The organism is Pseudobacillus wudalianchiensis (assembly GCF_001685015.1).
Taxonomy (GTDB): Bacteria; Bacillota; Bacilli; order Bacillales; family Domibacillaceae; genus Pseudobacillus; species Pseudobacillus wudalianchiensis.
Genome location: NZ_MAYT01000001.1, coordinates 303,013 through 326,615, shown reverse-complemented (window position 1 = coordinate 326,615; position 23,603 = coordinate 303,013). Strand labels below are relative to the sequence as shown.

Below are 23,603 nucleotides of genomic sequence, written 5' to 3'. Positions count from 1 at the left end.
CCCCTTTTTATTTAGAAGAATCAATGAACTTGTCATGCTTGCCCGACTAGATGGCATATATATCATTGTAAAGCAATTCATCTATTTTGAGAAGGCAGGGAGACAGATGTCAAAGTTTTTAAAAGGGACACTCGTTTTAATGGCCGCTATGTTCATTACAAAGATACTCGGCTTCGTTAACCGTATTGTAATTGCCCGTCTGATTGGCGAAGAAGGTGTCGGCTTGTATATGATGGTCTTTCCGTCATTTATTCTTGTTGTGACACTTACACAGATGGGGCTCCCTGTAGCTATCTCTAGAAGCATCGCCGCGGCTGAAGCACGAGGCGATGTAGCAAAAATGAAACGGATTTTAGCTGTCTCTTTATCCATTACTCTATCATTGTCATTGCTATTCACGCCGGCACTTTTGCTGCTCGCTCCTTATCTATCAAACGTGTTGTTCACTGACCCGCGCACCTATTACCCTTTGATTGCCGTTACACCAGCTATTCCGATTATCGCCGTTTCCTCTGTACTGCGCGGCTACTTTCAAGGAAGGCAAAATATGAAGCCAGCTGCTTATTCCCAAGTAATCGAGCAGATTGTCAGAATTGGCCTGATTGCCTTATTCACAAAAAAGATGCTGCCGTATGGAATTGAATTTGCTGCTGCCGGAGCAATGGCCGCCGCCGCTTGCGGAGAGTTGATTTCCTTGCTGTATTTGTTATTAATGTTTCGGTTTAATAAAACCTTCCTGCTGCGCCGGCGCTTTTTCCGAGCTGTCCGTACCGGAAAGGAAACAGCAAAAGAATTGTTTGAAGTCGCCATTCCTACAACAGGCAGCCGAATGATCGGCTCGCTTTCCTGGTTTTTTGAACCGATCGTTGTCACTCATAGTCTCGCCATTGCTGGTGTAACGGCCATTGCCGCCACAAAGCAATACGGCGTACTGACCGGCTACGCACTTCCTGTTATGTTTTTACCTTCATTCGTTACATTGGCGTTATCCACTTCTCTCGTCCCGGCTGTCAGTGAGGCTTACGCTAAAAAACAGTATCAGCTGCTTGAGCATCGGGTACAGGAGGCCTTGCGTTTTTGTCTTGTAACAGGCGGCATTTCGGTTCTGCTTTTGTTTTTATACGCAGAACCGCTGATGCAATTTATGTACCATTCACCAAATGGTGCTCGTTTTATCGAGTTAATGGCTCCCTTTTTCTTATTTTATTATTATCAGGGGCCCCTTCAGGCTGTTTTACAAGCTTTAAATTTAGCGAATGCTGCTATGATTAACAGCCTGATCGGTGCTTTTGTCAAGTTAGCAGTTATTTTCATTTTTGCTTCGCAGCCACAGTTTGGGATTTACGGAGCCGCACTTGGTATGGCCGCAAGCATCCTGCTCGTTACCCTNCAAGCTTTAAATTTAGCGAATGCTGCTATGATTAACAGCCTGATCGGTGCTTTTGTCAAGTTAGCAGTTATTTTCATTTTTGCTTCGCAGCCACAGTTTGGGATTTACGGAGCCGCACTTGGTATGGCCGCAAGCATCCTGCTCGTTACCCTACTTCATTTAGCAACTGTTTTTAAGAAAATTTCTATTTCGGTAAACGCTCATCAATATATTAAATTTTCTCTCGTCCTTGCCGCTTCTTTTATTATTGCCCGTTCTGTCAATAGCCTGTGGTTGGATGAGCTTAGCTCTTTTACTTATCTAACCGTTGGGGCAGCCGTAACGACCTTTTGCTATTTTATTCTGTCTGTCCTATTTGGCCTCGTGACTAAGCAGGATATATCCCGGCTGCCTTTTATAAAAAAATAAACCGGTCTCTTAGTCTTTTTTATCAATAAAAAACTGGCCGTCATGAAAGGAACAAAAGGAAATATCTTTCGTGTCTTTATATCCTCTTTTGCGCAGCTCTTTCATTAGCCATTGCTCTGTTTTATTCATCATTTGTAAATGTTCATCATGAATTTCGCCGTCAAGTATAAGCGGCAGCGTGAATGTGCCTTCTTTCCCTTTGTTCTGTTTCTTAAGGATCGATAGCGTTCCAGACGTTTCCAATATTGCGTATTCTATGTCATCAATATGGCGAATATCTTTATCACGCAGTTGAAGAAGCAAATCATGATAATTGTAGCGGTGCCTTTTCATCGCCTTTTCATCAATTTTCCCATGCTTAATCACAATTTCCGGTTTACCATCTATAAACTCTCTGAACTTGACACTTTTTAAAGAGACATAGGCAAGGCTGACTTGAATCACAGCAAGAAGAGAAATAGGTACAAGTGTATGCATTAATGGGTCCTTCGGTTGTTCAATCGCAATGACCGCCATTTCACCAATCATAATGAACACCACGAGATCGAGAATACTCAATTCGCCAATTTCTCTTCGGCCCATTAGCCGGAATACAAATAAAATAACGATATAAAGAAATACCACCCGAAAGATAATTGTCCAATAAACCATGGAATTCTCCTTTTGTTACTCATATTTATATTTATTGTGAGCTTAAATGAAAAAAATCATGAAATACAAACAATGGAAAGTAAGGAGGACTTTAATGTGAAGCCTTTCAGTTATGGTATTTTGTATGGTACGATCGTAATTTTCGTATTTGCCTCATTGTGCAGCTTGGTGTTTTCTCTCGTTTTGCGATTTAGTTCACTAACTGAAGCATCTTTGCAGCTCTCCATTACCATCGCTTCATTTCTTGTTCTATTTATAGGAGGATTTATCTCAGGAAAGCTATCGGGTAATAGAGGCTGGCTTTCAGGAGGAGCTACCGGTCTTTTATATAGTCTCGTTATGCTTCTTTACCAGTACTTAGGCCATGATTCCGTCTTTCATTTTGAACAGTTTGTCTACCATCTTTGCTTTATTATAACGGCGACGATGGGCGGTGTACTCGGTGTGAATATGTCTTCAGGAAAATAAAAAAGCAAATTCTCCTATTGAGGAGAATTTGCTTTTTTTACTTTTTTATTGAGGTACGGCTGCTTTTTCAGACACTTCCCGAATAGCAGAACGGTCATATGTAAGACGGCTGCCATCCCCGCATTTAATCACGACTGTGCTTTCTTCAATGGCATCGACAAACCCATGTAAACCACCGATTGTCACGACTCTATCGCCTTTTTGCAAACTGCTTTGCATTTGCGCTACTGCTTTTTGCCGCTTTTGCTGCGGACGGATAAGCAAGAAATAAAACACAACAAACATCAACACAAGCATAATAATGGACTGCATAATTTCACCCCTTTCTGAGAACGATATTAGAAGTTTTTCGCATCCGGACGGTTAAAGCCATAAGCTTCGAAGAACTCGTCCCTAAAGTCTCCCAAACGGTCTTCTTTAATCGCCTCTCTTACTTGTTCCATTAATTTTATCAGAAAATATAAGTTATGGTAAGTTGTAAGCCTGATTCCAAATGTTTCATTGCATCGAATTAGATGACGAATGTAAGCACGGGAATAATTTCGGCATGTATAACAATCACAATTCGGATCGAGCGGGCCAAAATCACGTGCATATTTAGCATTTTTCACAACAAGTCTTCCTTCGCTTGTCATGAGCGTACCATTTCTAGCGATTCGCGTTGGCAACACACAGTCGAACATGTCCACTCCACGGATCGCACCGTCAATTAGGGAGTCTGGAGACCCAACACCCATTAAATAACGTGGTTTTTGTGCTGGCAGAAGTGGCGTCGTAAACTCTAATACGCGATTCATGACATCCTTCGGCTCTCCAACAGATAAACCACCGATCGCATATCCAGGAAAATCAAGTGAAACAAGGTCGTTGGCACTTTGACGGCGTAATTCTTCATACTCCCCGCCTTGCACGATGCCGAATAGCCCCTGATCCTGAGGACGCGCATGAGCCTGCAGGCATCTCTCTGCCCATCGTGATGTCCGCTCAACTGAACGTTTCATGTAGTCATATTCTGCAGGATATGGCGGACACTCATCAAAAGCCATCATAATATCAGACCCAAGCGCATTCTGGATTTCCATCGCCTTTTCTGGTGACAAGAACAGCTTGTCCCCATTTAAGTGGTTACGGAAATGAACACCCTCTTCTTCAATTTTGCGAAAATCGCTTAAAGAAAATACCTGAAAACCGCCGGAATCCGTTAAAATTGACCGATCCCAATTCATAAATTTATGAAGCCCGCCTGCCTCCTTGATGATGTCATGTCCCGGGCGCAGCCAAAGGTGGTACGTATTGCTTAAAATGATGTTAGCGTCCATTTCTTTTAACTCTTCTGGGGACATCGTCTTCACAGTCGCTAACGTTCCTACTGGCATAAAGACCGGTGTCTCAAAGCTTCCGTGCGGTGTGTGAACACGTCCAAGACGTGCTCCAGTTTGCTTACACGTTTTGATTAATTCATATTTAATTGCTGGCAAACCAATGCCACTCCCTTCTCAATAAAAGCGGAAGGCGCTCGTTCAGCGCGATAGCAGATTGAAGCTCCCGATGTGGAGTCGTTTTTTAGACTCCGACGGAGAGAGCGAAATCAGCGTGCGCGCCAGCACCTGCAGCTAGATAGCATAAAAGCGGAAGCGCCTGGTCAGCTGCGACAAGCATAAAGCGAATGGACGAAATGGCGCTTTCTGTCATGCAGTCCATTTGATTTATGACCTCGAGCGGCTAGGCGCTGCAGCTAGACAACTTCTTATTTAATCAGCATCGCATCACCAAAGCTAAAGAAGCGATATTTCTCTGCTACTGCTTCTTTATAGGCATTCAACACGTGCTCTTTTCCGGCAAGTGCGCTCACAAGCATAATTAATGTAGACTTTGGTAAATGAAAGTTCGTAATCATACCGTCAATCGCTTTGAACTCAAAGCCTGGATAAATGAAAATATCCGTCCAGCCACTCGTCGCTTGAATGTGACCATCATGATCGCGAGCAACCGTTTCTAACGTACGCGTTGAGGTTGTTCCCACACTGATGATACGGCCGCCTTCTGCTTTCACTTGCTCAATAAGACGCGCTGTTCCTTCTGATACATGATAAAACTCCGCATGCATTTCATGTTCTTCAATCTTATCAACCGACACCGGCCGAAAAGTGCCAAGACCCACATGCAATGTCAAAAAAGCTGTATGTACGCCCATTGCGCGGATCTCTTCCAGCAGCTCCTCGGTGAAATGAAGCCCTGCTGTTGGCGCAGCCGCTGAGCCGCGTTCCTTGGCAAAAACCGTTTGATAACGGTCGCGTTCTTCCAACTGCTCTTTAATATAAGGCGGCAGCGGCATTTCTCCAAGTTCGTCGAGCACTTCATAGAAAATTCCTTCATATGAGAACTCTAAAATCCGACCGCCGTGCTCTTTTTCACCTACACAGACAGCCGTAAGCTGGCCATCTCCAAATAGAATCTGGCTGCCTTCTTTAATCCGCTTGGCTGGTTTTACAAGCGTCTCCCACCGGTCGCCATCCTCTTGCTTTAATAATAAAACTTCAATCTTTGCTCCTGTATCTGGTTTTACGCCATACAGGCGCGCAGGCATTACTTTCGTATCGTTCAATACAAGGCAATCTCCCGGTTTCAAAAACGAAGTAATATTTTTAAATACCTCATGCTGGATAGCTCCGGTTTCTTTATCGAGTACCATTAGCCGGCTCTCTGTCCGCTCAGCAAGCGGTGTTTGGGCAATTAATTCTTCTGGTAGATTAAAGTCAAATTCCTCTACTTTCACTTTCTTCATCCCTATCTTTTTATTTCCATTTTCCAATCACATAAAAAATGAGCGACAGCACAACGCTGACAATAATAGATGTCATGATCGGAAAATAAACTGTTGTGTTTCCTTTTTTAAATAACAAATCGCCAGGCAAACGGCCAATTTTAACAAACTGCATCACAAGCCCTAAGACGAAAATAATCACGCCAAGGAGCATCAATGTCTTACCGATTCCGCTCATCCACCGGAACCTCCATGTGAAAATGATGATAAACCGACTCGCTGACGATCCGTCCTCTCGGTGTTCGTTGCAAAAAGCCGATTTGCAGCAAGTACGGCTCATAGACATCTTCGATCGTGCCCGCTTCTTCGCCGATGCTGGCGGCAATCGTTTCTACACCAACCGGACCCCCGCGAAACCGTTCAATAATGGCTTTTAGTAACTTATGATCAATGTGGTCAAGTCCCATTCGATCAACTTGAAGCAGTTCGAGTGCTTCTTCTGCCAACTCAAACGTAACCACACCATTTCCCCGTACTTGAGCATAGTCACGTACCCGCTTTAACAGCCGATTGGCAATTCGCGGTGTTCCACGTGAACGGCGGGCAATTTCAGCAGCACCAGCAGGATCAATGTCGGTGTGAAAAATTTCAGCTGTCCGCAGCACGACTTCGCGAAGCTGCTCTTCACTATAATACTCCAGCCGGCTTAAAACTCCGAAACGATCACGAAGCGGCGCAGAAAGAGAACCTGCTCTCGTCGTTGCACCAATTAAGGTAAACGGCGGCAGATCCAAACGGACAGAACGAGCACTCGGTCCTTTACCAATAACAATATCGAGACAAAAATCCTCCATCGCCGGATACAACACCTCTTCAATGGAACGTGGCAGACGATGAATTTCATCAATAAATAGAACGTCGCCTGGTTCGAGTGCGGTCAGAACCGCTGCCAGATCACCTGGTCGTTCGATCGCTGGTCCTGCAGTCGTCCGCAGCTGTACGCCCATTTCATTAGCAATGACTGCAGCTAGTGTCGTTTTACCAAGCCCTGGAGGCCCATACAATAGCACGTGATCAAGAGTTTCTTGACGCTGGCGGGCAGCTTCAATAAAAATAGCCAGATTGCTTTTCACTTGTTCCTGGCCAATATATTGCTTTAACGTCTGAGGACGCAGTGATTGTTCTTCGTACAACTCGTCCGATTCAGCCGTTCCGGAAACGATGCGTTCTTCCATCGAATGATCACTCCCTCATTCATTTATCCGTTCAGCAGCAGCTGTAAGCCTTTACGAATATATTGATCTGTCGTTAATTGTTCTGCTTTCAGCTTCGTGCTGACCCGCTTAATTTCCCGAGCAGAATAGCCAAGCGCCTCTAATGCAAGCAGTGCTTCTTCTAGATCAGCAGAAGCCGCTCTCGTTGGCTCCAGGCCGTCCGGTTGAAATAAATTAGGGAAAAATTCTGGTACAACATCTGCTAACTTCCCTTTTAAATCGAGAATCATTTGTCGGGCTGTTTTCTTGCCGACACCCGGGAATTTGATTAAAAACTTCTCGTCTTCCTCTTCGATCGCCGATATGACCTGGTGAGGCTCTCCGCTTGCCAACACAGCAAGCGCCCCTTTCGGACCAATACCGGAAACAGAAATCAGCTTTTCAAATAAGCGTTTCTCTTCTATAGACATAAATCCATATAGCGCCAACACATCTTCGCGCACGTGTTGGTGCACATACACAGTAACAGTTTGCTGTTCGTATTTTGAGAAAGCAAATGGATTGGGCGTCAATATTTGAAAGCCAATGCCGCCATTTTCAATCACAATGTACTCCGGCCCCACGAACGCTACGCTGCCCTTAATATATTCATACAAATTCATTCTCTCCCCTACACTACACATTACTCCTCATTGTATCATACCATGATTTACTTGCGAAAAAAAAATCAAAGAAACATCTGTTCTGATAAAAAATCTTTTATGCCTTCACTTCATTTTCTTTTTTCGAAAATTACCTCCTCCTTCCTCATATCAACAAGTTGGTAGTTTTTGTACTTCGCCCAAAAGTCTTCCATAGCCCAGATCACTTCATCGTAGACCATTTTCTTTAACTGGCCATTTCCGTCTGTTTCCAGAAGTGTTACCTGAACCTGATGAGGACCATCCTGAACAGTCATTGCCAGCTTCTGTCCTTCTGTCTCCTTCAACATGTATGCACTGCTTGTCATGAAGCAGGTCATAAAAACGATAGCTATCGTCCAATTCAATTCGCTCTCTCCTTTTTACTCTCATCTTCGCCAAAAAGGAAAGAGGGCAAACAAAAAAGACCGTCCAAATAGACGGTCACAGACTGTTCAAACGATCACTTTTGATCAGCTAACAAATTAAAGTAGGCTTCCTCTACAAATTAATTAGGGGACACCATTCCGCCTGCACCGGCAGAACTGACATCAGACGCTACTTCCTTATTTTTGACTCTTTGATAAGGGCTTTCCGGTTCGGTATTTTTATTTCGATCAACAGAGATCACTTCAATACCTTCTTTGTTTAATAAGCCTTTTAACGTTTCAGTAATATCGCCTTTCATCTTGTCTTCTTCATACTGAAGCTCAACATTGACTACTCTCATTGTCTTCTCCTCGCTTTCCTCAGTATATGTTTGTTATTTTCCCGACTATTTTTAATTTAAACGTGTACGTAATGGATAAAAATGGTGTTGCATTTTTGATGTACCTCGTGTATATTATAAATATCAGCTGCGTTGTGCGTAACCTTAATAAAGTTTTAACCTTTAAGCTGAAATAGGGAGTTTTAAATTGAAGCTGAAATGTCATGCCTTATCGCGGTAAGGACGATAGGAAAGTTTCTGCAAACACCCACTTTATGGAGTGGTGGTTTTAAAACTTCATTAAACGTACGGCAACTGCGGCCTTTCCATTACATAACCAAAGCCGATTTCCAAAAGGAAATCGGCTTTTTTGCGTACAGCTTCTATAAGGTCTTTCTCGCTGTTTATTTTGTTTCTCGATGTAATGTATGCCTTTTTAAACGAGGACAATACTTCTTTAATTCTAATCTCTCTGGGTTCGACCCTTTGTTTTTGGTTGTAATGTAGTTTCTATCTCCTGTTTCTGTACAAGCTAGTGTAATAGCTACTCTCATTTTTTCTCCTCCTTCTTTTAATTAAGCCGTGACAAACGGCGGCAGCGGGTCCTTTAAAGCAGACCATTCTTCTTGCTGTTCTGTGTCTGTTAATAGGCAGTTATCCAGCGATTGTTCAATAGCTTCTTTATCCATGCTGATCCCGATTAACACAAGCTCTGTCATCCGGTCTCCATATTCCTCATGCCATCTTTCCAATAGCTCAGGCTCTTCTTGTAATACCTGCTCCCTCTCTGCTTCCGGATAAGCAGCAAGCCATTCTCCTGCACCTTGAAACACAATGGACGGTCCAGCTTGTGACACAATGCAGGCCGTATCATTCCGAGAAGCAAGCCAAATAAAACCTTTTGCTCTTATAACTTCTATCGGCCAATTTTCCAGCCAGCTCGTAAAGCGCTCTGGATGGAACGGAAGCTGTCTGCGGTAAACGAAAGAAGAAATACCGTACTCTTCTGTTTCTGGGATATGTTCATTGTTTAACTCTTTTAGCCATCCGGCACTTTGACTTGCTTTCTCAAAATTAAATAAATTTGTATGAAGCACTTCATTTAAAGCAAGCCGGCCATGGTCTGTTAAGATTATACGAGCTTCTGGATTTAACTTTTGCAAAACCGCTTTTAATTCCTGAATCTCCTTTTTAGCTACGAGATCCATTTTATTTAGCACAATGACATTGGCAAACTCAATTTGGTCAATCAATAAATCGACCACTTCTCTCGTATCTGTTTCATCTGCTGCTTCCTTACGGTCAAACAGGCTCTCACCGGAAGCAAAATCGTGCCAGAAACGATTCGCGTCTACAACGGTTACCATCGTATCAAGCCGGCAAAAAGCAGATAAATCAATCCCTAAAGACTCATCCACATATGTAAATGTCTGAGCAACGGGCACTGGCTCGCTAATGCCTGTTGATTCAATCACGATATAATCAATATCACCCGCTGACGCAAGCTTTTCTACTTCTTTTATTAAATCTTCACGAAGGGTACAACAAATACAGCCATTTTGCATTTCCACCAACTTTTCCTCCGTCCGTGAAAATCCCCCTTGCTTAATGAGCGAAGCATCGACATTAATCTCGCTCATGTCATTCACGATAACAGCTACTTTTCTCTCTTCCCGGTTTTTTAAAATATGATTTAACACTGTTGTTTTCCCTGAACCTAAATATCCGCTTAATACTGTTACAGGAATTCTTTTTTTCACCTTGTTCTCTCCTTCCCTTCTGTGCAAATCGTTATTTTTACGATTTAAACATCATTCTTTTTTCTGTTACCTACGTTTCTTCCTCCTCCCGCTTACATTCAATTCCCTTCACTTGCGTAAAGGTTAATCCATATTTCCTAAATCAAAATCATTACGATTTATTATAGATTATAAATCGTAATGATTTTGATTTGCAAGTTATTTTTTATAACAAAAAGAAAAAATAGGCTAAATAGACGATCCTTTATCAACGATCCGCCTATTTTAAATTTATTTAAAAAATAACAAAAGCCGCTAATTCATACTTGTCAAAGAAGTATGAATTAGCGGCTTTCTGCTTTTCTTATCCCCTTACCCTATTTTTCGAATTCTAAAGTTGCTTTGCAAAAGCAGCCAGTTTTGTGGAAATGGATAACCGAGTACCCAATAACTAATTCCACGGAGTTTATACTCTTTTACAAGATCAAATTTTGCTTGAGCACTGCGAGCATCCTCGAACCATACTTCATGCGTACGCCCTTGTTCATCTGTATATCGGTAAAATGGCGATTGGGACGCAGTGTCATATTGAATAGACGCCCCATGTTGTACCGCCCGGCGTACAGCTTCCTGCATATCAAATGTTTCAGCTTCCTGTCCTTGTTGATGTGGAAGGAGCCAATCTCTAGCATATAATTGAAAGCCAAAAAATATTTTATTCCGTGGAATGACAGTCACAGCATAGTCCAAAACCCGTCTAATTTGGTTGAGTGGTGAAATAGCTTGCGGCGGGCCAAATCGGTATCCCCATTCATACGTCATTAAAATAACAAAGTCCACAATCCGGCCATGAGCCGCATAGTCATGTGCTTCATACAATAATCCTTGTTGTTCACCACTTATTTTAGGAGCTAACGCGGTGGAAACAAAGAAGCCCTCTGGATGGAGCCGGTTTACTGCTCGTTGTAAAAATTGATTATAGCGTTCACGATCGGCTGGAAAGACATTTTCAAAATCAATATTAATCCCCTGATAGCCTTTTCTGCGCATGATTTGAATTGCATTTGTCAGCAATGTTTCTTGCAGCTCCACACTTCTCAAAATGGTGCTTGCTAATCGAGACCCTGGATTCGTTGCAGTAAAGTTCGTAATAGCCATCATGGGAACAACTTGCTCCGCTCTGGCCGCTTGAATCGTTGCCTCGTCATTAATGGATTCTAGTCCACCGTCTGCCCTCATAGTATAGGCAAAGGGAGAGGCATATGTTAAGTACCTGCCTACTTCACGAACTTGCCTGGCTCCTTCTTCTCCCATTTCGATTGTATACGCGTTCACATCGATAACCGGTCTTTCAAATGGAATGGATAAAACCTGCCCTGGATAAATGGCCTCCGGACGTCGGATATTATTCATTCTTATCAATTCTTGTATGTCTATTCCATACCGCTCCGCAATTTGCCGCAGTGTCTCTCCAACCTCTACTATATGCCTTCTCGCTGGAATATATAACACAGTGCCAGGGTTAATCCTTTCCGGATCTCTAATCCGATTAACCCGAACAATCTCTCTTACTGTTACTCCATATCGTTGACCGATTTGTCGAAGCGTCTCTCCTGATCGCACGGTATGCCGCTGAGCCAAAATAGGAATAATTAAAGCCTGGCCAACGACGAGACGATCACGGTTAGGCAACTCGTTGGCCGCTGCAATTTGAGCTGTGTCCACTCCATACCTGCGCGCCAGTTGATCTAAGGTCTCTCCCTTTTGAACTACATGAATAATCATAGGTGTCTCCTCCAAATGATAGTCATATCATTATACATATGCGGACAGGAGCTTTAAGAAGACCTTCTATTCCTAAAATATTTATTCAAAACTTCTTCTTAGGCGGCAAAATGAAAGAAACTCCTAACCGTAAAATGGTTAGGAGCTCATAAGGAGTCTAGAGACTCCCGTTTATCTATATCTCTCTTTCGTAAACCGGGTGTTGTGTAAGTCAATTGGTCCGCCATCACGCAAATCATTGTCTAGAACACGAATATAGTTAAAGGTACCGATATCGTCCGCTACTCTGACTTCAGCACCGTCTGCATAGCGTTCTATCGTTCGCTTGACTTTACTTTTTACTGCTTTCTCATCGCTCTCTTTGGAAATCTGTACAGCAACGAGTATTTCCTTATCGCCAATATATGCCTGTGCGTCCAGTACACCTTCTACCTGTTCCGCTTTTCTAACGACTTTTTCAGCCAGCTTTCCATTGTAGTTTGTGTAATAAGAATTTTTTGCTTGGACGTTTTGAACACTTAGATGACCGTGGTAGTTTGCATCGCTGTTATAAGGCTGCTCGTTATCCCGTTCATAGAAGCTGCGGTCCTCTTTAGCAAGCGGTTTAGATGGATTTTGTGGATGGCCATTGTCATCGTCATTTTGCAAGTACCGATTTTTCTCTCTTCGTATCACCTTTTGTTCCTCTCCAACAGAATGATCGTACCATTCTGTCAGCGGGCCGTCATGACGATCATTCGTATCACCGTGTCCAGCGTTTGAAAAGTATCCCTGTGGCTCGTATTGGTTATTATCCCCGCCATAGCCACTTTCCTTTTCAATCCCACACGCCGCCAGGCTAGCCGATAAAGATAATACAGCAAAAGCTTTCAGCGTTTTCTGCATGACTCCACCCCTGAGCTCTTATTCGGGCAGATGATGCCCTTCTTAGTTTGCAGAAGTGGAGAAGTCTTATCCTTGCTGTTTTTCCCATTCTCTCTTCCATTTTTTAAAAAACTCTTTTCGCTTTGTAAATGACTTGACCGTAAGCTCGTAAGCATGTTGATAAGCAATCCTTTTTTCTTTAGAGGAGGTAGACATGACTCGACGGCATTCACGAAAAACATCGGCAGGAAACATTGTATAGATGAGCCAATTCTTTTTACGTGCATATAGAGACAGAACACGGTGTTCCATTATTTTCTCTACGTCCCATCCAACAATTGGCAGGACACGATTAACCCACTGCACGTAATCAAATAGAGCAGGCGCCCGCGCAGCTAAATCAAAATCAATTAAATATAAAGAGCCCGCGGCGGACCTAAAGAAATTATGAGCTGCCACATCCCCATGAATCACCGCCATCTTTCCTTCGTCTCCCGGCTGCTCAACAACATGCTCAAGACACCATTTCCCCATGTCTGTGTAGTGCTCTAATATGGCAGGCGGAAAATACCGAACCAATTCGGGAAGCAAGCTTTGAAACGCAGTCAGCCTTTTGCGCCACACACTTATTTGATCAAACATATGAAATCCTGAAGCCATTTCCTCAGAGACATTTTCAGTCTTCTGATGAAACAAAGCGAGCAATTGGAGAGCTTCCTCCCTTTCTGCTTTAGTTTGAAAGCGAAATGGTTTTTTTGAAGGTTCAATAAAGGGCATGACAGCAAAAACCTGCTTTTCAAATTTAATCGGTGATATAGGATGAAAAGGGATCACTTTCGTAAAACCATTATTAGACAGAAAGCGATGTAGTTGGATTTGCTTTTCTAGTTGTGAAAGTGACGAATACCTTTTAAGAAACCACTTATGTTTTTTAGTAATGACAAGCCACTTTCCTTCTTTTAACGGAAAAACAGTCTGGATCGTTTCCTCTAAACGGGCAGATAACAGGAAAAGGAGACGAGGTGTTAAGTCGTCTCCCTGATAAAACTTATTCTTCATCCTCTTCATCTGAACGATGACAGCCGCAACCCGATTGCCCCGCGAACATTGGCGGAGGAGGGTAAGGCATGCCCATTCCTCCAGCCGGGTACGCCATTGGCTGCTGGTAATAGCTAGGCATATAAGGCTGTGTCATCATCGGCTGTGGATAATAGGCGGACGGTTGATAGGCTCCCATTACTTGCGGCTGCATCCCATATTCCGGTGACTCTACCCCATATCCCATCATTGGCTGATAGGGCATTTCATATGGCATATAACAGCCTGTTCCTGGCATAACCGGTGTAATTGGAACGCAACAAGACGACGGGTATGGCTGCATAGAATATGGAGCTGTTACGGGATACATCTGCGGAGCATACGACATGGGAGCCACCGGCATAGGCGGCATATTCTCTTGTATCCCCTGCACGTTATCCGGTGAAGGATAGTGCATCATTGGGTAATTAGGTGACACTTCTTCTGGAGATGATTCCATCATTTCACCAGCTACCTGATAGGAAGGCTGCATCATAGGTACTGGCATGCTCCATTGGGGAGAAAATGATGGCTGCATCCCATAGTTTGGAACTTGCGGTGCCATTTGATATTGATTCACATATGCATTCATCGGGTAGTTAGAGCCTCCTTGTGATGGTGATACCATCTCTATTTCCGGCATAGGCGGCGGTGTGACTGGCATGCTCGGACTTTCCATTACCTCTTCCTTTTTACCAAGCCCCGGAAAAATATTATCGGGCTTGACAGGTGGGGCCGGAGGAGGAGGAGGTGGCTGCTGAACGGTCTGCTGTACTTGCTCCATGTTCATTTGAAACACTTGATTAATCTCTACTTCAGGTACAATTGGCGGCAGCGGCGGCATAACTGGTTTCTCCTTCACTGGGGAAATCAGCTTCGGCTGCTCTTTCATCGGAGACACTACGTTGGGCTGCTCTTTCATTGGAGCCACTACATTAGGCTGCTCTTTCATTGGAGCCACTATGTTAGGCTGCTCTTTCATTGGAGCCACTACATTAGGCTGCTCCTTAATTGGCATGTTTGAAGGAGAAATCGGTGCTTCTTTTGGCTTTTTTGACGGCATAGGCATTTCTTTTTTAGATGGGCCTGCCGGTGTTGGCACTTTAATTTTCATTCCAGGCATAATTAAATCCGGATTAGACAGCTGCGCATTTAATTTTTTTAATTCATCAAAGTTCACTCCGTATTTTTTGGCGATCGTCCAGAGTGTATCCCCTTTCTGAACAATATGGATTCTCATTTTCTCCCTCCTCAGGCATTCGTCGTAGTATATGTGGGCGATACGAATTTGTGAACGAACCTACACCAAATTGTATGCTCATGACAAAGAAGTTATGAGAAAAGAATGTTGCTTATTGCTTACGGCTATGGCTCTTTATTCATCGTTCAGATGGTTTCCTTCACGGATACCACTCCTTGTTCACTGGCATTTCTCTTAAAAGCTTCGCAAAAAAACACCTGCTGAAGAGCAGGTGTAAGACTACTATCTATTTAACATGCGTTCTAATGCTAAGACTGCTTCGTGGGCAGTTTGATCATCCACTTTAATCACATTGCCTTCTTTTCCTTCAACAATGCTCTCAAGTGACCATAACAGATGGGGCAAGTCAATTCGATTCATCGTTAGGCACGGACACATATTCGGGTTTAATGAGATGATATGTTTATCAGGATGCTGTTGAATCAGTCGATTGACAAGATTCATTTCTGTACCGATCGCCCAAGCGCTCCCAGGTTCGGCCGCTTCAATTTTTTCAATAATATATTTTGTTGAACCATTGTCATCCGCCAATCCTACGACTTCACGCGTACATTCCGGGTGAACAATTATGTTCATTTCCGGATGAGTGCTTCGGATGTGTTCGATATTTTGAACGGTAAAATTTTCATGAACAGAGCAATGCCCTTTCCATAAAATGACCTTTACTCTGCTTACGTCGCCTTCATACTCAAGTTCATTGCTGATCGGATTCCATACCGCCATTTCATCAAGTCCAATGCCTAGATCAAAAGCCGTATTACGCCCTAAATGCTGGTCTGGCAAAAATAAAATTCTTTCTTTTTGCTCAAAGGCCCATTTAACCATTGAGTGAGCATTAGACGAAGTGACGGTTGCTCCGCCATTGCGGCCAACAAAAGCTTTAATGGCTGCTGTAGAATTGACGTACGTAAGAGGCAGCATCGTATCACCAAATAGTCCTTGCAGTTCTTTCCAAGCTGTCTCTGTTTGGTAAATATCCGCCATGTCTGCCATGGAACAACCTGCACGCATATCCGGCAAAATGACCGTTTGTTCTGGTGTTGTTAAAATATCTGCTGTTTCAGCCATAAAATGCACACCACAAAATACGATATGCTTTGCTTCTTTATTTTTTGCAGAAATTTGGGCAAGCTGCAAGGAGTCACCTACCGCATCAGCAAATTGAATGACTTCATCGCGCTGGTAATGATGCCCCGGAATAAACAGTGAATGGCCAAGCTGCTGTTTAATCTCTCTAACCCGTTCTTCCATTTCCTCTTTCTTTAACTGCCGGTATTTCTCCGGTAAAGCAAAAGATGGCTGCTTAAGCATTTCCATGATAGACATGATCGGCTTCCTCCTTAACAGATTTTGTTATCACTTTTGCACTAACATCTAAAGCACGGATTGAGTGAGTCAAAGCACCAAGTGAAATCCATTCAATGCCGCTTTCCGCAAATGGTCGAATGTTATCAAACGAAATGCCCCCTGAAGCTTCGGTCGCAATACTGTCAGGTACGAGCGGCAGCCATTCCTGGATTTCTTCAGGAGTCCGATTGTCAAACATGATAATATCGGCACCAGCTTCAATCGCTTCTATCAGCTGTTGCTTTGTCTCAATCTCAACTTCAATTTTTACCGTGTGACCAACCGCCGCTCTTGCTTTCTCTACTGCCTGCTTAATTCCCCCAGCGAAGGCAATATGGTTATCTTTCAGCATGACAGCATCATAAAGACCGCGACGATGATTATAACCGCCGCCTGTTTTTACCGCGTATTTCTCCAGCATACGCAACCCTGGTGTTGTTTTACGAGTATCGCAAATTTTCGCATGCGTGCCGGCAGTTTGCTTTACAGCTTTTGCTGTTGCCGTGGCGATACCGGACATCCGTTGAATTAAATTCAGAATGACACGCTCGCCCTTTAAGAGCCCTTGCATCGTTCCTTCCACTTCTGCAATAATCGTACCAGGAGAAACAGCTTCCCCGTCCCTTACCTTTATATGGACAACAGCGGACGGATCAATAAGAGCAAAGCCACGCTGTAAAATCAACTTCCCGCAAAAAATCCCGTTTTCTTTCGCTAATAAAGTAAATGAGCCTCTTTCTTCTTGTGAAAAGAGCGCTTCCCCACTTATATCTCCATCACCAATATCCTCAATAAAAAACTGCTTAAGCATGGATTCTAATTGGATTTCGTTCATGCTGCCCACCTCTTATGTTTATTTGGTCCTTTGTCTGGACAATTCGTTTTCCGCACCAATCTACTTCTTCGACAGGGAAATCGGTACGGATATGCGCACCGCGGCTTTCTTGACGAAGCAAGGCGGCGCGGCTAATTAAATAGCTATTGATGTGCATATCTATTTTTTCAATTGCGTCTCTATCCAGCTCGTCTAGTCCGCTTTCGATCCACTTTTGAATTCCTAGTTTCTCTAAATAACTTACATGGTTCTGCAAGCATTCCGACGTCCGAATAATACCAGCTGCTTTCATTGTACGAGCTCGCAGCTCTTCCTTTGAAAGCGTAATGGCCGATTCGCTCTTTAACTGTTTTTCGTAATAAAACATATCAGCCGGTCTTGACTTCACTGGTATATGACGATTGAGAAAAGCAGCCAATCTGCGGCCATATACAATTCCCTCTAGCAAAGAGTTGCTTGCCAAACGGTTAGCTCCGTGAACACCGCTGTGGGCTGCTTCTCCGACTGCATACAATCCCGGCACTGTTGTGCAGCCATTGGAATCAACAGAAATGCCCCCCATTAAAAAATGGCTTCCTGGAGCTACCGGAAGGAACCCTTTGCTGATGGGCACCCCGTTTCTTTTACACAATGCTGTAATTGTCGGAAATTGCTTCTCGAACTGTTGAACACGCCGGATATCTAGGAAAACAGCCGTCCCTCTCGCTAGTGCCTTGTAAATTTCATAGGCTGTAACGTGACGCGGGGCTAAATCTCTTAGCGGATGGACACCCTCCATTAGAGAAACGCCATTCTCATCCACAAGTACGCCCCCTGCTCCTCTGACCGCTTCTGAAATAAGTCCCCTTGCAGCTCCGTCCTTAAAAAGTAAAGTAGGATGAAATTGAACAAATTCCATGTCTGTCACCTCTGCTCCAGCACGAAAGGCCATGGCAATCCCGTCTCCAGTCATGGTCGGCTGATTAGATGTAGCTGGATAAATAGCACCAATGCCCCCTGTAGCTAAGACAACATGCGAGGACCAGTAATGATGGATTTGTCCTTCTTTATTTTTTGTTTTTACACCAATGCAGACAGAGCGGTCCTCTGATAGCAGGCACTCATAAGCCATTTCTCCTTCGATTATTTCCACATTTGCCGGCAAGGTCGCCAACAAGTGCTCTACTGTGTGACGGCCGGTCGCATCTCCCCCTGAATGAACAATTCTTTTTGCGCTATGGGCTCCTTCAAGGCCAAGCGAAGGCTGTCCATCCGCCTCTCTATCAATGCCAAGACCGCCGGCAATCAACTCTTTTACCGCTGCGGCCCCCTCACCGGCTAATCGCTCTACCTCCTCGGTAAAATGATGATACCGTCCTGCTTTTAATGTATCTTCCACATGCGAATGAACACTGTCATCTTTATCTATTACTGCTGCAATACCACCTTGGGCAATATAGGAATTGCTTTGTCTAATCTTTGTTTTTGTGAGAATAATCACATGACTAGTTGAATGTAAATGATGAGCTAACTGCAGAGCAGCTAGTCCACTGCCAACGATGATCACATCAGCTTGTTTATTCATTATTTTCCCCTCTTGTTTTAACAGGTGTCTTGACACATATGTTTACACAAATTTAAACTAATGACAAGGCTTTTTTTTAAATCCTTTTATAAAGGAGGACATTTCATTGATCTATTTCGATTATGCGGCTACTTCCCCTATGAGTAAGGAAGCGCTAAACGTTTATATAAAAGCGAGTCAAGATTTTTTTGGCAACAGTTCAAGTCTTCACGATGAGGGCAGCCAGGCTAGTTTTTTACTCAAACGATGCCGAGAAACGTTAGCTGATTTAATTGGGGGCAAACAGGAAGGCATTTACTTTACTTCAGGTGGAACGGAGAGTAACTTATTATCCATTATTTCGCTGGCACAAGCAGCAAGAAAAAAAGGCACACACGTGATTACCTCAATGGCGGAACATTCGTCTGTTCATTCAGCGATGGCCTATTTAGAAAAAGAAGGTTTCCATATTACAAAGCTGCCGCTTAGTTCACGAGGAATGGTAGAGCCGGAAAGAGTAGCAGCAGCTATTCGTCCCGATACCATTCTTGTCTCTTTGCAATATGTGAATCAAGAAATTGGAGCGATCAATCCGGTTGAGAAAATTGGCAGGTTATTAAAAGAAAAAGATATTTTATTTCACTCGGACTGCGTTCAGGCATTCAGCAAATTAGACCTTCGACCGCTGCTTCAATGGGCACATAGCATTTCGCTTTCTTCTCATAAAGTATCTGGTCCAAAAGGAGTTGGAGCCGTTTATATCGATCCTGCCGTCCGATGGACTCCCCTTTTCCCTGGTCTTACTCATGAAAGCGGCTTTCGCGGAGGAACAGTGGATGTCCCAGCCATAGCAGCTTTTATCGCAGCTGCTGAAAAAGCTTGTCAGACCTTTAATCTGCAAAAAGAATGGCAGCTCCGCTATTTGCTTAAAGAAAGACTTGCCCATTCTGCTTTTCATTGGATTGAAACGGAGGAGGCTCATCAGCTTCCATCCGTTATCGGAATGACGCTGCCCGGCACAGAAGGACAGCTGATTTTACTAAAATTAAATGAACAAGGCTGTGCCATCTCGACAGGAAGCGCCTGTGATTCAAGGACAGAAAATGGTACAAAGGCGATTCTGGCGATGGGGTATTCGATGGAGAAAGCCCGCCAATTTTTCCGTATTTCACTTAGCAGCCGCACGACAACAGAAGAAATAGAGAAACTCGGAGACCTCCTGCTAGGCATAACGTCAGCTTCTCTCCGTTAGAACTAGCTCCTGCCTTATGATAAAATGAAAAAAGTGTAGATTGTATAGGGAGGGATCAATATGACTTCCGGGAAAAAGATTTTAGGGGAAGAAAGGCGCAAGCTTATTTTAGAATGGTTACAAACGAGTAAAGAACCGTTAACAGGCAGTGAATTGGCAAACCGTTCGAATGTGAGCCGCCAAGTTATCGTCAATGATATTACGTTATTAAAAGCACGCAATGAACCCATCATTGCTACAAGCCAAGGCTATTGTTATTTTGCTCCGGCCGTTCCGGAGCAATGGTTCGAACGTTCCATTGCCTGCAACCATGAACCGGAAGATGCAAAAGCAGAACTAAATTTGCTTGTCGATCTTGGGGTGCTCGTAAAAGACGTAAAGATTGAACATCCCGTATACGGCGATTTAACAGCTTCCATTATGGTGGCTAACCGGAAAGAAGTAGCGCAATTCATTCAGCGGGTGAACGAAACAAACGCAGCCTATTTATCACAGTTAACGGAGGGCGTTCATCTGCACACCATTGCAGCGAGAGAAGAACGGACACTCGATGAGGCAGAGGCCGCCTTAAGACAGGCAGGGTTTTTACTCGTGGAATAGAAAAAGCTGTCTCATGGGACAGCTTTTTTAATTTATTCATATTGAATAGCATAGGCTTGGTAGCTTCCAAGAATATGTACTTTGCAGCCGAGCGCCTCCATCTCAGCAAAGGCTCCTGGCATGAGAACTTGATCCATCCGCTGCTCAATATCAATAATGAAAAAATAATTGCCAAGACCGGTCTTTAATGGACGGGACTCAATTTTACTTAAGTTAATATTACGCCAAGAGAAAGCAGACAAGACTTGATGAAGTGCCCCCGGCCTATCAGATGGCAGTGTAATGACAACGGTTGTTTTATCTCGAGGCCTAGCCAACGGCAGCGATAGGTCTGTTTCTTGTTTGGCTAGTACGATAAAACGGGTCTGATTAAATTCATAATCATGAATATTAGGTCTGGCAACTGCTAAATCATACTCTTGTGCAGATAATTCATTCGCAATGGCTGCCAAGCGCTGTTCTGGGTGTTCTTTCACATATTTTGCTGCAGCAGCTGTCGATGTCATTTGCTCGTGTGGATTATCCGGGAAATAACTATGTAAAAATTTATGGCATTGGGCGATGGCATGAGGATGCGAGAGAACTTTCTCTGTCTTCTGCCATTCATAGGCGTATTCTTTATGAACGAGCAAATGCTGCTGAATAGGCTCTGTCAACTCAGCTACAATTTTCAAATCAGCTTCATGGAATAAATAATCAATCGTTAAATTAACGGTTCCTTCAAGTGTATTTTCAATAGGCACAACAGCAAAGTCCATATCTCCGTTAATAACCGCATCCATACAAGCGGGAATGGTCGGATAAGGAACATGCTCTTCTCCCGGAAACGCATGACACACCGCTAAGTTAGTAAAAGTAGCGGCAGGCCCTAAAAAAGCGATTTTTTGCAATGAAATCTTCTCCTTACTTGAAAATTGGGAATCTTTTGAATGGATGAAAGCCGGCTCTTAGCCACCCGAGCCCAGCACTTCCACTGTATCAATAAACTCCAGTTTTTCCAGCTCCGCCAGCATATCATCCAAATCAATCGTCATATTGCTTACATTCAATGATAAAGTGACATTCGCTCTTCCTTGAATAGGAATAGTTTGGTGAATAGTCAAAATATTTCCTTCATATTTGGCGACAAGCCTAAGTAATTCAGACAGCGTTCCCGACCGATCCTCCAGATGAAAGAATAAAGTGATAATCCGTTCAGTGACGACTTTATGAAAAGGAAAAACAGTGTCGCGGTATTTATAGAAAGCACTGCGGCTCAAGTCCACCTTCTTTACCGCTTCCCATACAGAGTCTACCCGATGCCGATCGATCAGCTCTTTTGCTTCCAGCGTCTTTTTCATCGCTTCCGGCAAAACATCCTCGCGTACAAGATAAAATTTACGTTCAAAATCCTTCTTAGCCACGTCTCTCCCTCACTTAAAAGCGGAAGCGCCTGGTCAGCTGCGACAAGCATAAAGCGAATGGACGAAATGGCGCTTTTCTGCCATGCAGTCCATTTGATTTATGACCTCGAGCAGCTAGGCGCTGCAGCTAGATAACTTAAAAGCGGAAGGCGCTCGGTCAGCGCGATAGGGGGTTGGAGGAAAGGCCCGGGGAGTCGCTCTTTGACTCCCTGAGACTTTTCAAAACCACCGTACGCGCTAGCGCCTGCAGCTGGATAAACTTAAAACCTCATTAGCTACAGTAAGCATACACCAGAACTAATGAGCTACTTCATCTCTACTCAACAAACTCAAATTCATAATCAAGCAAGCGAACGATGTCGCCATCTTCGGCTCCGCGTTCGCGCAATGCATCGTCGACTCCCATGGAACGAAGCTGACGGGCAAAGCGGCGAATCGAGTCTTCGCGTGAGAAATCCGTCATCTTGAACAGCTTCTCTACTTTTGCCCCGCTGACAACGAAGGCTCCTGCAGAATCTCTTGTAATCATAAATTCTGCCGGCTGATCTTCATGCTTGTACATAACACGGTGGATGCCCTTCTCTTCTTCTAGGTCAGCAAGCGGGAATTCTGGAGTTTCGTCTACTTTATCTGCTATTGCGAACAGCAACTCTTTCAACCCTTCACGCGTAACAGCGGAAATTGGGAAGATTAGTGTATCTTCATCGATCTTTTCTTTAAATGTTGCCAGATTTTCCTCTGCATCAGGCATGTCCATTTTGTTCGCTACAATAATTTGCGGCCGTTCAGTCAGCCTTAAATTATATTCCTTCAACTCTTTGTTAATGGTCACATAGTCATCATATGGATCGCGGCCTTCGATGCCTGACATATCAATAACGTGCACAATGACGCGTGTTCGTTCAATATGACGTAAAAACTGATGGCCAAGGCCTACTCCTTCGTGTGCCCCTTCAATTAATCCCGGAAGGTCTGCCATGACGAAGCTGCGGCCGTCGTCAGTTTCCACAACGCCAAGATTAGGGACAATGGTTGTAAAGTGATAAGCCGCAATTTTCGGACGAGCAGCTGACACAACAGAGAGAAGTGTCGATTTACCGACGCTCGGAAAACCAACGAGACCTGCATCTGCTAATAGTTTTAATTCCATTACGATATAGCGCTCTTGTCCCGGCTCTCCGTTTTCCGATAATTCCGGAGCTGGATTGGCTGGTGTGGCAAAACGGGAATTTCCGCGTCCTCCCCGTCCACCTCTTGCAATCACCGCTCGCTGGCCATGCTCCGTTAAATCAGCGATGACTTCCTTCGTATCATCATCCATGACGACTGTGCCTGGAGGGACTTTTACCACCATATCGGTTGCATTTTTACCATGTTGGCCTTTGCTCATCCCATGCTCGCCGCGTGAAGCTTTAAAATGACGCTGATAGCGAAAGTCCATGAGCGTTCTTAACCCTTCATCGACTTCAAAAACAACGTCAGCTCCATGGCCGCCATCGCCGCCAGCCGGTCCGCCTTTTGGTACGTACTTTTCACGCCGGAAGGCCACCATGCCGTTTCCGCCGTCGCCGCCTTTTACATATACTTTTACCTGATCTACAAACATAAAATCC

At 43.9% G+C, this 23,603-nt stretch carries 26 protein-coding genes and 1 other RNA gene; 5 read left to right on the top strand and 22 right to left on the bottom strand.

Going from position 1 to position 23,603, the window contains the following annotated elements:
- The first annotated feature begins 106 nt into the window (after positions 1-106).
- Positions 107-1,798 (top strand): stage V sporulation protein B, encoded by a 1,692-nt coding sequence (gene spoVB, locus A8F95_RS01630; protein ID WP_077247164.1) that lies wholly within the window; start codon positions 107-109, stop codon positions 1,796-1,798.
- Between the two features lie 9 nt (positions 1,799-1,807).
- Here the strand turns inward: spoVB and A8F95_RS01625 are convergent, their stop codons facing one another.
- Positions 1,808-2,449 carry a DUF421 domain-containing protein gene (locus A8F95_RS01625; RefSeq protein ID WP_065408944.1) on the bottom strand — a complete coding sequence of 214 codons (642 nt, stop codon included), beginning with the start codon at positions 2,447-2,449 and terminating at the stop codon, positions 1,808-1,810.
- 96 nt (positions 2,450-2,545) lie between these two features.
- Here A8F95_RS01625 and A8F95_RS01620 point away from each other — a divergent pair, with 96 nt between their 5' ends.
- The gene (locus A8F95_RS01620; protein WP_245671049.1) at positions 2,546-2,917 is read left to right on the top strand and encodes a TIGR04086 family membrane protein; all 372 of its coding nucleotides are present in this window, start codon (positions 2,546-2,548) and stop codon (positions 2,915-2,917) included.
- Between the two features lie 45 nt (positions 2,918-2,962).
- Here A8F95_RS01620 and yajC read toward each other — a convergent pair whose 3' ends face one another.
- The 9 genes from yajC to A8F95_RS01580 form a co-directional block, all read right to left on the bottom strand.
- Entirely contained in the window at positions 2,963-3,229 is a 267-nt protein-coding gene (gene yajC, locus A8F95_RS01615; RefSeq protein WP_065408943.1) for a preprotein translocase subunit YajC, read from the bottom strand.
- Between the two features lie 26 nt (positions 3,230-3,255).
- Complete coding sequence (gene tgt, locus A8F95_RS01610) at positions 3,256-4,395, bottom strand: tRNA guanosine(34) transglycosylase Tgt (protein WP_065408942.1); 1,140 nt, start codon at positions 4,393-4,395, stop codon at positions 3,256-3,258.
- Between the two features lie 85 nt (positions 4,396-4,480).
- Positions 4,481-4,618, bottom strand: a complete 138-nt coding sequence (locus tag A8F95_RS22240) for a hypothetical protein (protein ID WP_176713591.1) — start codon at positions 4,616-4,618, stop codon at positions 4,481-4,483.
- A 46-nt stretch (positions 4,619-4,664) separates the two neighbouring features.
- On the bottom strand, positions 4,665-5,693 hold the full coding sequence (gene queA / locus A8F95_RS01605; RefSeq protein WP_065408941.1) for a tRNA preQ1(34) S-adenosylmethionine ribosyltransferase-isomerase QueA: 1,029 nt from the start codon (positions 5,691-5,693) through the stop codon (positions 4,665-4,667).
- 19 nt (positions 5,694-5,712) lie between these two features.
- A complete protein-coding gene (locus tag A8F95_RS01600; RefSeq protein ID WP_077247163.1) occupies positions 5,713-5,919 on the bottom strand; it encodes a DUF2905 domain-containing protein in 207 nt (68 codons plus the stop codon).
- Positions 5,903-6,916 carry a Holliday junction branch migration DNA helicase RuvB gene (ruvB, locus tag A8F95_RS01595; RefSeq protein WP_065408940.1) on the bottom strand — a complete coding sequence of 338 codons (1,014 nt, stop codon included), beginning with the start codon at positions 6,914-6,916 and terminating at the stop codon, positions 5,903-5,905. The genes A8F95_RS01600 and ruvB overlap by 17 nt, the downstream gene beginning before the upstream one ends.
- A 23-nt stretch (positions 6,917-6,939) precedes the next feature.
- Positions 6,940-7,551, bottom strand: coding sequence for a Holliday junction branch migration protein RuvA (gene ruvA / locus A8F95_RS01590; protein ID WP_065409425.1), 612 nt, complete (start codon positions 7,549-7,551; stop codon positions 6,940-6,942).
- Positions 7,552-7,667: 116 nt separating this feature from the next.
- Entirely contained in the window at positions 7,668-7,943 is a 276-nt protein-coding gene (locus tag A8F95_RS01585) for a BofC N-terminal domain-containing protein (protein ID WP_065408939.1), read from the bottom strand.
- A gap of 140 nt (positions 7,944-8,083) precedes the next feature.
- On the bottom strand, positions 8,084-8,305 hold the full coding sequence (locus A8F95_RS01580) for a hypothetical protein (protein WP_065408938.1): 222 nt from the start codon (positions 8,303-8,305) through the stop codon (positions 8,084-8,086).
- Positions 8,306-8,426: 121 nt separating this feature from the next.
- Here A8F95_RS01580 and ssrS point away from each other — a divergent pair.
- A non-coding RNA gene (gene ssrS, locus A8F95_RS01575) (6S RNA) lies at positions 8,427-8,612 on the top strand.
- A gap of 76 nt (positions 8,613-8,688) precedes the next feature.
- On the opposite strand, the gene rpmG is transcribed toward ssrS, so the two are convergent.
- The 9 genes from rpmG to nadB all read right to left on the bottom strand — a co-directional run bounded on the left by rpmG (position 8,689) and on the right by nadB (position 18,756).
- Complete coding sequence (rpmG, locus tag A8F95_RS01570) at positions 8,689-8,838, bottom strand: 50S ribosomal protein L33 (protein ID WP_065408937.1); 150 nt, start codon at positions 8,836-8,838, stop codon at positions 8,689-8,691.
- Between the two features lie 21 nt (positions 8,839-8,859).
- On the bottom strand, positions 8,860-10,044 hold the full coding sequence (locus A8F95_RS01565; RefSeq protein ID WP_065408936.1) for a GTP-binding protein: 1,185 nt from the start codon (positions 10,042-10,044) through the stop codon (positions 8,860-8,862).
- A 351-nt stretch (positions 10,045-10,395) separates the two neighbouring features.
- A complete protein-coding gene (locus A8F95_RS01560) occupies positions 10,396-11,808 on the bottom strand; it encodes a glycoside hydrolase family 18 protein (protein WP_065408935.1) in 1,413 nt (470 codons plus the stop codon).
- A 171-nt stretch (positions 11,809-11,979) separates the two neighbouring features.
- Entirely contained in the window at positions 11,980-12,693 is a 714-nt protein-coding gene (locus tag A8F95_RS01555) for a YhcN/YlaJ family sporulation lipoprotein (protein WP_049663412.1), read from the bottom strand.
- 66 nt (positions 12,694-12,759) lie between these two features.
- A complete protein-coding gene (locus A8F95_RS01550; RefSeq protein WP_065408934.1) occupies positions 12,760-13,731 on the bottom strand; it encodes an aminoglycoside phosphotransferase family protein in 972 nt (323 codons plus the stop codon).
- On the bottom strand, positions 13,721-14,989 hold the full coding sequence (safA, locus tag A8F95_RS01545; protein ID WP_065408933.1) for a SafA/ExsA family spore coat assembly protein: 1,269 nt from the start codon (positions 14,987-14,989) through the stop codon (positions 13,721-13,723). Before safA ends, A8F95_RS01550 begins: the two co-directional genes overlap by 11 nt.
- A 243-nt stretch (positions 14,990-15,232) precedes the next feature.
- The gene (gene nadA, locus A8F95_RS01540) at positions 15,233-16,336 is read right to left on the bottom strand and encodes a quinolinate synthase NadA (protein WP_065408932.1); all 1,104 of its coding nucleotides are present in this window, start codon (positions 16,334-16,336) and stop codon (positions 15,233-15,235) included.
- The gene (gene nadC / locus A8F95_RS01535) at positions 16,314-17,192 is read right to left on the bottom strand and encodes a carboxylating nicotinate-nucleotide diphosphorylase (protein WP_065408931.1); all 879 of its coding nucleotides are present in this window, start codon (positions 17,190-17,192) and stop codon (positions 16,314-16,316) included. Before nadC ends, nadA begins: the two co-directional genes overlap by 23 nt.
- Positions 17,161-18,756, bottom strand: coding sequence for an L-aspartate oxidase (nadB, locus tag A8F95_RS01530; protein WP_065408930.1), 1,596 nt, complete (start codon positions 18,754-18,756; stop codon positions 17,161-17,163). The genes nadC and nadB overlap by 32 nt, the downstream gene beginning before the upstream one ends.
- Positions 18,757-18,862: 106 nt before the next feature.
- On the opposite strand from nadB, the gene A8F95_RS01525 reads away from it, so the two are divergent.
- Both A8F95_RS01525 and A8F95_RS01520 read left to right on the top strand, forming a co-directional pair.
- Positions 18,863-19,987 carry an IscS subfamily cysteine desulfurase gene (locus tag A8F95_RS01525; protein ID WP_065408929.1) on the top strand — a complete coding sequence of 375 codons (1,125 nt, stop codon included), beginning with the start codon at positions 18,863-18,865 and terminating at the stop codon, positions 19,985-19,987.
- Between the two features lie 60 nt (positions 19,988-20,047).
- The gene (locus A8F95_RS01520; RefSeq protein WP_065408928.1) at positions 20,048-20,587 is read left to right on the top strand and encodes a transcription repressor NadR; all 540 of its coding nucleotides are present in this window, start codon (positions 20,048-20,050) and stop codon (positions 20,585-20,587) included.
- Positions 20,588-20,619: 32 nt separating this feature from the next.
- Here A8F95_RS01520 and pheA read toward each other — a convergent pair whose 3' ends face one another.
- The 3 genes from pheA to obgE form a co-directional block, all read right to left on the bottom strand.
- Complete coding sequence (gene pheA / locus A8F95_RS01515) at positions 20,620-21,483, bottom strand: prephenate dehydratase (RefSeq protein WP_065408927.1); 864 nt, start codon at positions 21,481-21,483, stop codon at positions 20,620-20,622.
- A 51-nt stretch (positions 21,484-21,534) separates the two neighbouring features.
- Complete coding sequence (locus tag A8F95_RS01510) at positions 21,535-21,990, bottom strand: ACT domain-containing protein (protein ID WP_065408926.1); 456 nt, start codon at positions 21,988-21,990, stop codon at positions 21,535-21,537.
- Between the two features lie 316 nt (positions 21,991-22,306).
- On the bottom strand, positions 22,307-23,596 hold the full coding sequence (obgE, locus tag A8F95_RS01505; protein ID WP_065408925.1) for a GTPase ObgE: 1,290 nt from the start codon (positions 23,594-23,596) through the stop codon (positions 22,307-22,309).
- Positions 23,597-23,603: the final 7 nt, after the last annotated feature.

What these genes read in the sequence shown, in the direction of transcription:
- A8F95_RS01580 (WP_065408938.1), bottom strand. Translation starts at nt 8,305, where the DNA reads ATGAGAGTAGTCAATGTTGAGCTTCAGTATGAAGAAGACAAGATGAAA.
- rpmG (WP_065408937.1), bottom strand. Translation starts at nt 8,838, where the DNA reads ATGAGAGTAGCTATTACACTAGCTTGTACAGAAACAGGAGATAGAAAC.
- yajC (WP_065408943.1), bottom strand. Translation starts at nt 3,229, where the DNA reads ATGCAGTCCATTATTATGCTTGTGTTGATGTTTGTTGTGTTTTATTTC.
- obgE (WP_065408925.1), bottom strand. Translation starts at nt 23,596, where the DNA reads ATGTTTGTAGATCAGGTAAAAGTATATGTAAAAGGCGGCGACGGCGGA.
- A8F95_RS01555 (WP_049663412.1), bottom strand. Translation starts at nt 12,693, where the DNA reads ATGCAGAAAACGCTGAAAGCTTTTGCTGTATTATCTTTATCGGCTAGC.
- nadB (WP_065408930.1), bottom strand. Translation starts at nt 18,756, where the DNA reads ATGAATAAACAAGCTGATGTGATCATCGTTGGCAGTGGACTAGCTGCT.
- A8F95_RS01600 (WP_077247163.1), bottom strand. Translation starts at nt 5,919, where the DNA reads ATGAGCGGAATCGGTAAGACATTGATGCTCCTTGGCGTGATTATTTTC.
- ruvB (WP_065408940.1), bottom strand. Translation starts at nt 6,916, where the DNA reads ATGGAAGAACGCATCGTTTCCGGAACGGCTGAATCGGACGAGTTGTAC.
- A8F95_RS01550 (WP_065408934.1), bottom strand. Translation starts at nt 13,731, where the DNA reads ATGAAGAATAAGTTTTATCAGGGAGACGACTTAACACCTCGTCTCCTT.
- A8F95_RS01625 (WP_065408944.1), bottom strand. Translation starts at nt 2,449, where the DNA reads ATGGTTTATTGGACAATTATCTTTCGGGTGGTATTTCTTTATATCGTT.
- A8F95_RS22240 (WP_176713591.1), bottom strand. Translation starts at nt 4,618, where the DNA reads ATGGACTGCATGACAGAAAGCGCCATTTCGTCCATTCGCTTTATGCTT.
- nadC (WP_065408931.1), bottom strand. Translation starts at nt 17,192, where the DNA reads ATGAACGAAATCCAATTAGAATCCATGCTTAAGCAGTTTTTTATTGAG.
- safA (WP_065408933.1), bottom strand. Translation starts at nt 14,989, where the DNA reads ATGAGAATCCATATTGTTCAGAAAGGGGATACACTCTGGACGATCGCC.
- A8F95_RS01560 (WP_065408935.1), bottom strand. Translation starts at nt 11,808, where the DNA reads ATGATTATTCATGTAGTTCAAAAGGGAGAGACCTTAGATCAACTGGCG.
- A8F95_RS01520 (WP_065408928.1), top strand. Translation starts at nt 20,048, where the DNA reads ATGACTTCCGGGAAAAAGATTTTAGGGGAAGAAAGGCGCAAGCTTATT.
- nadA (WP_065408932.1), bottom strand. Translation starts at nt 16,336, where the DNA reads ATGTCTATCATGGAAATGCTTAAGCAGCCATCTTTTGCTTTACCGGAG.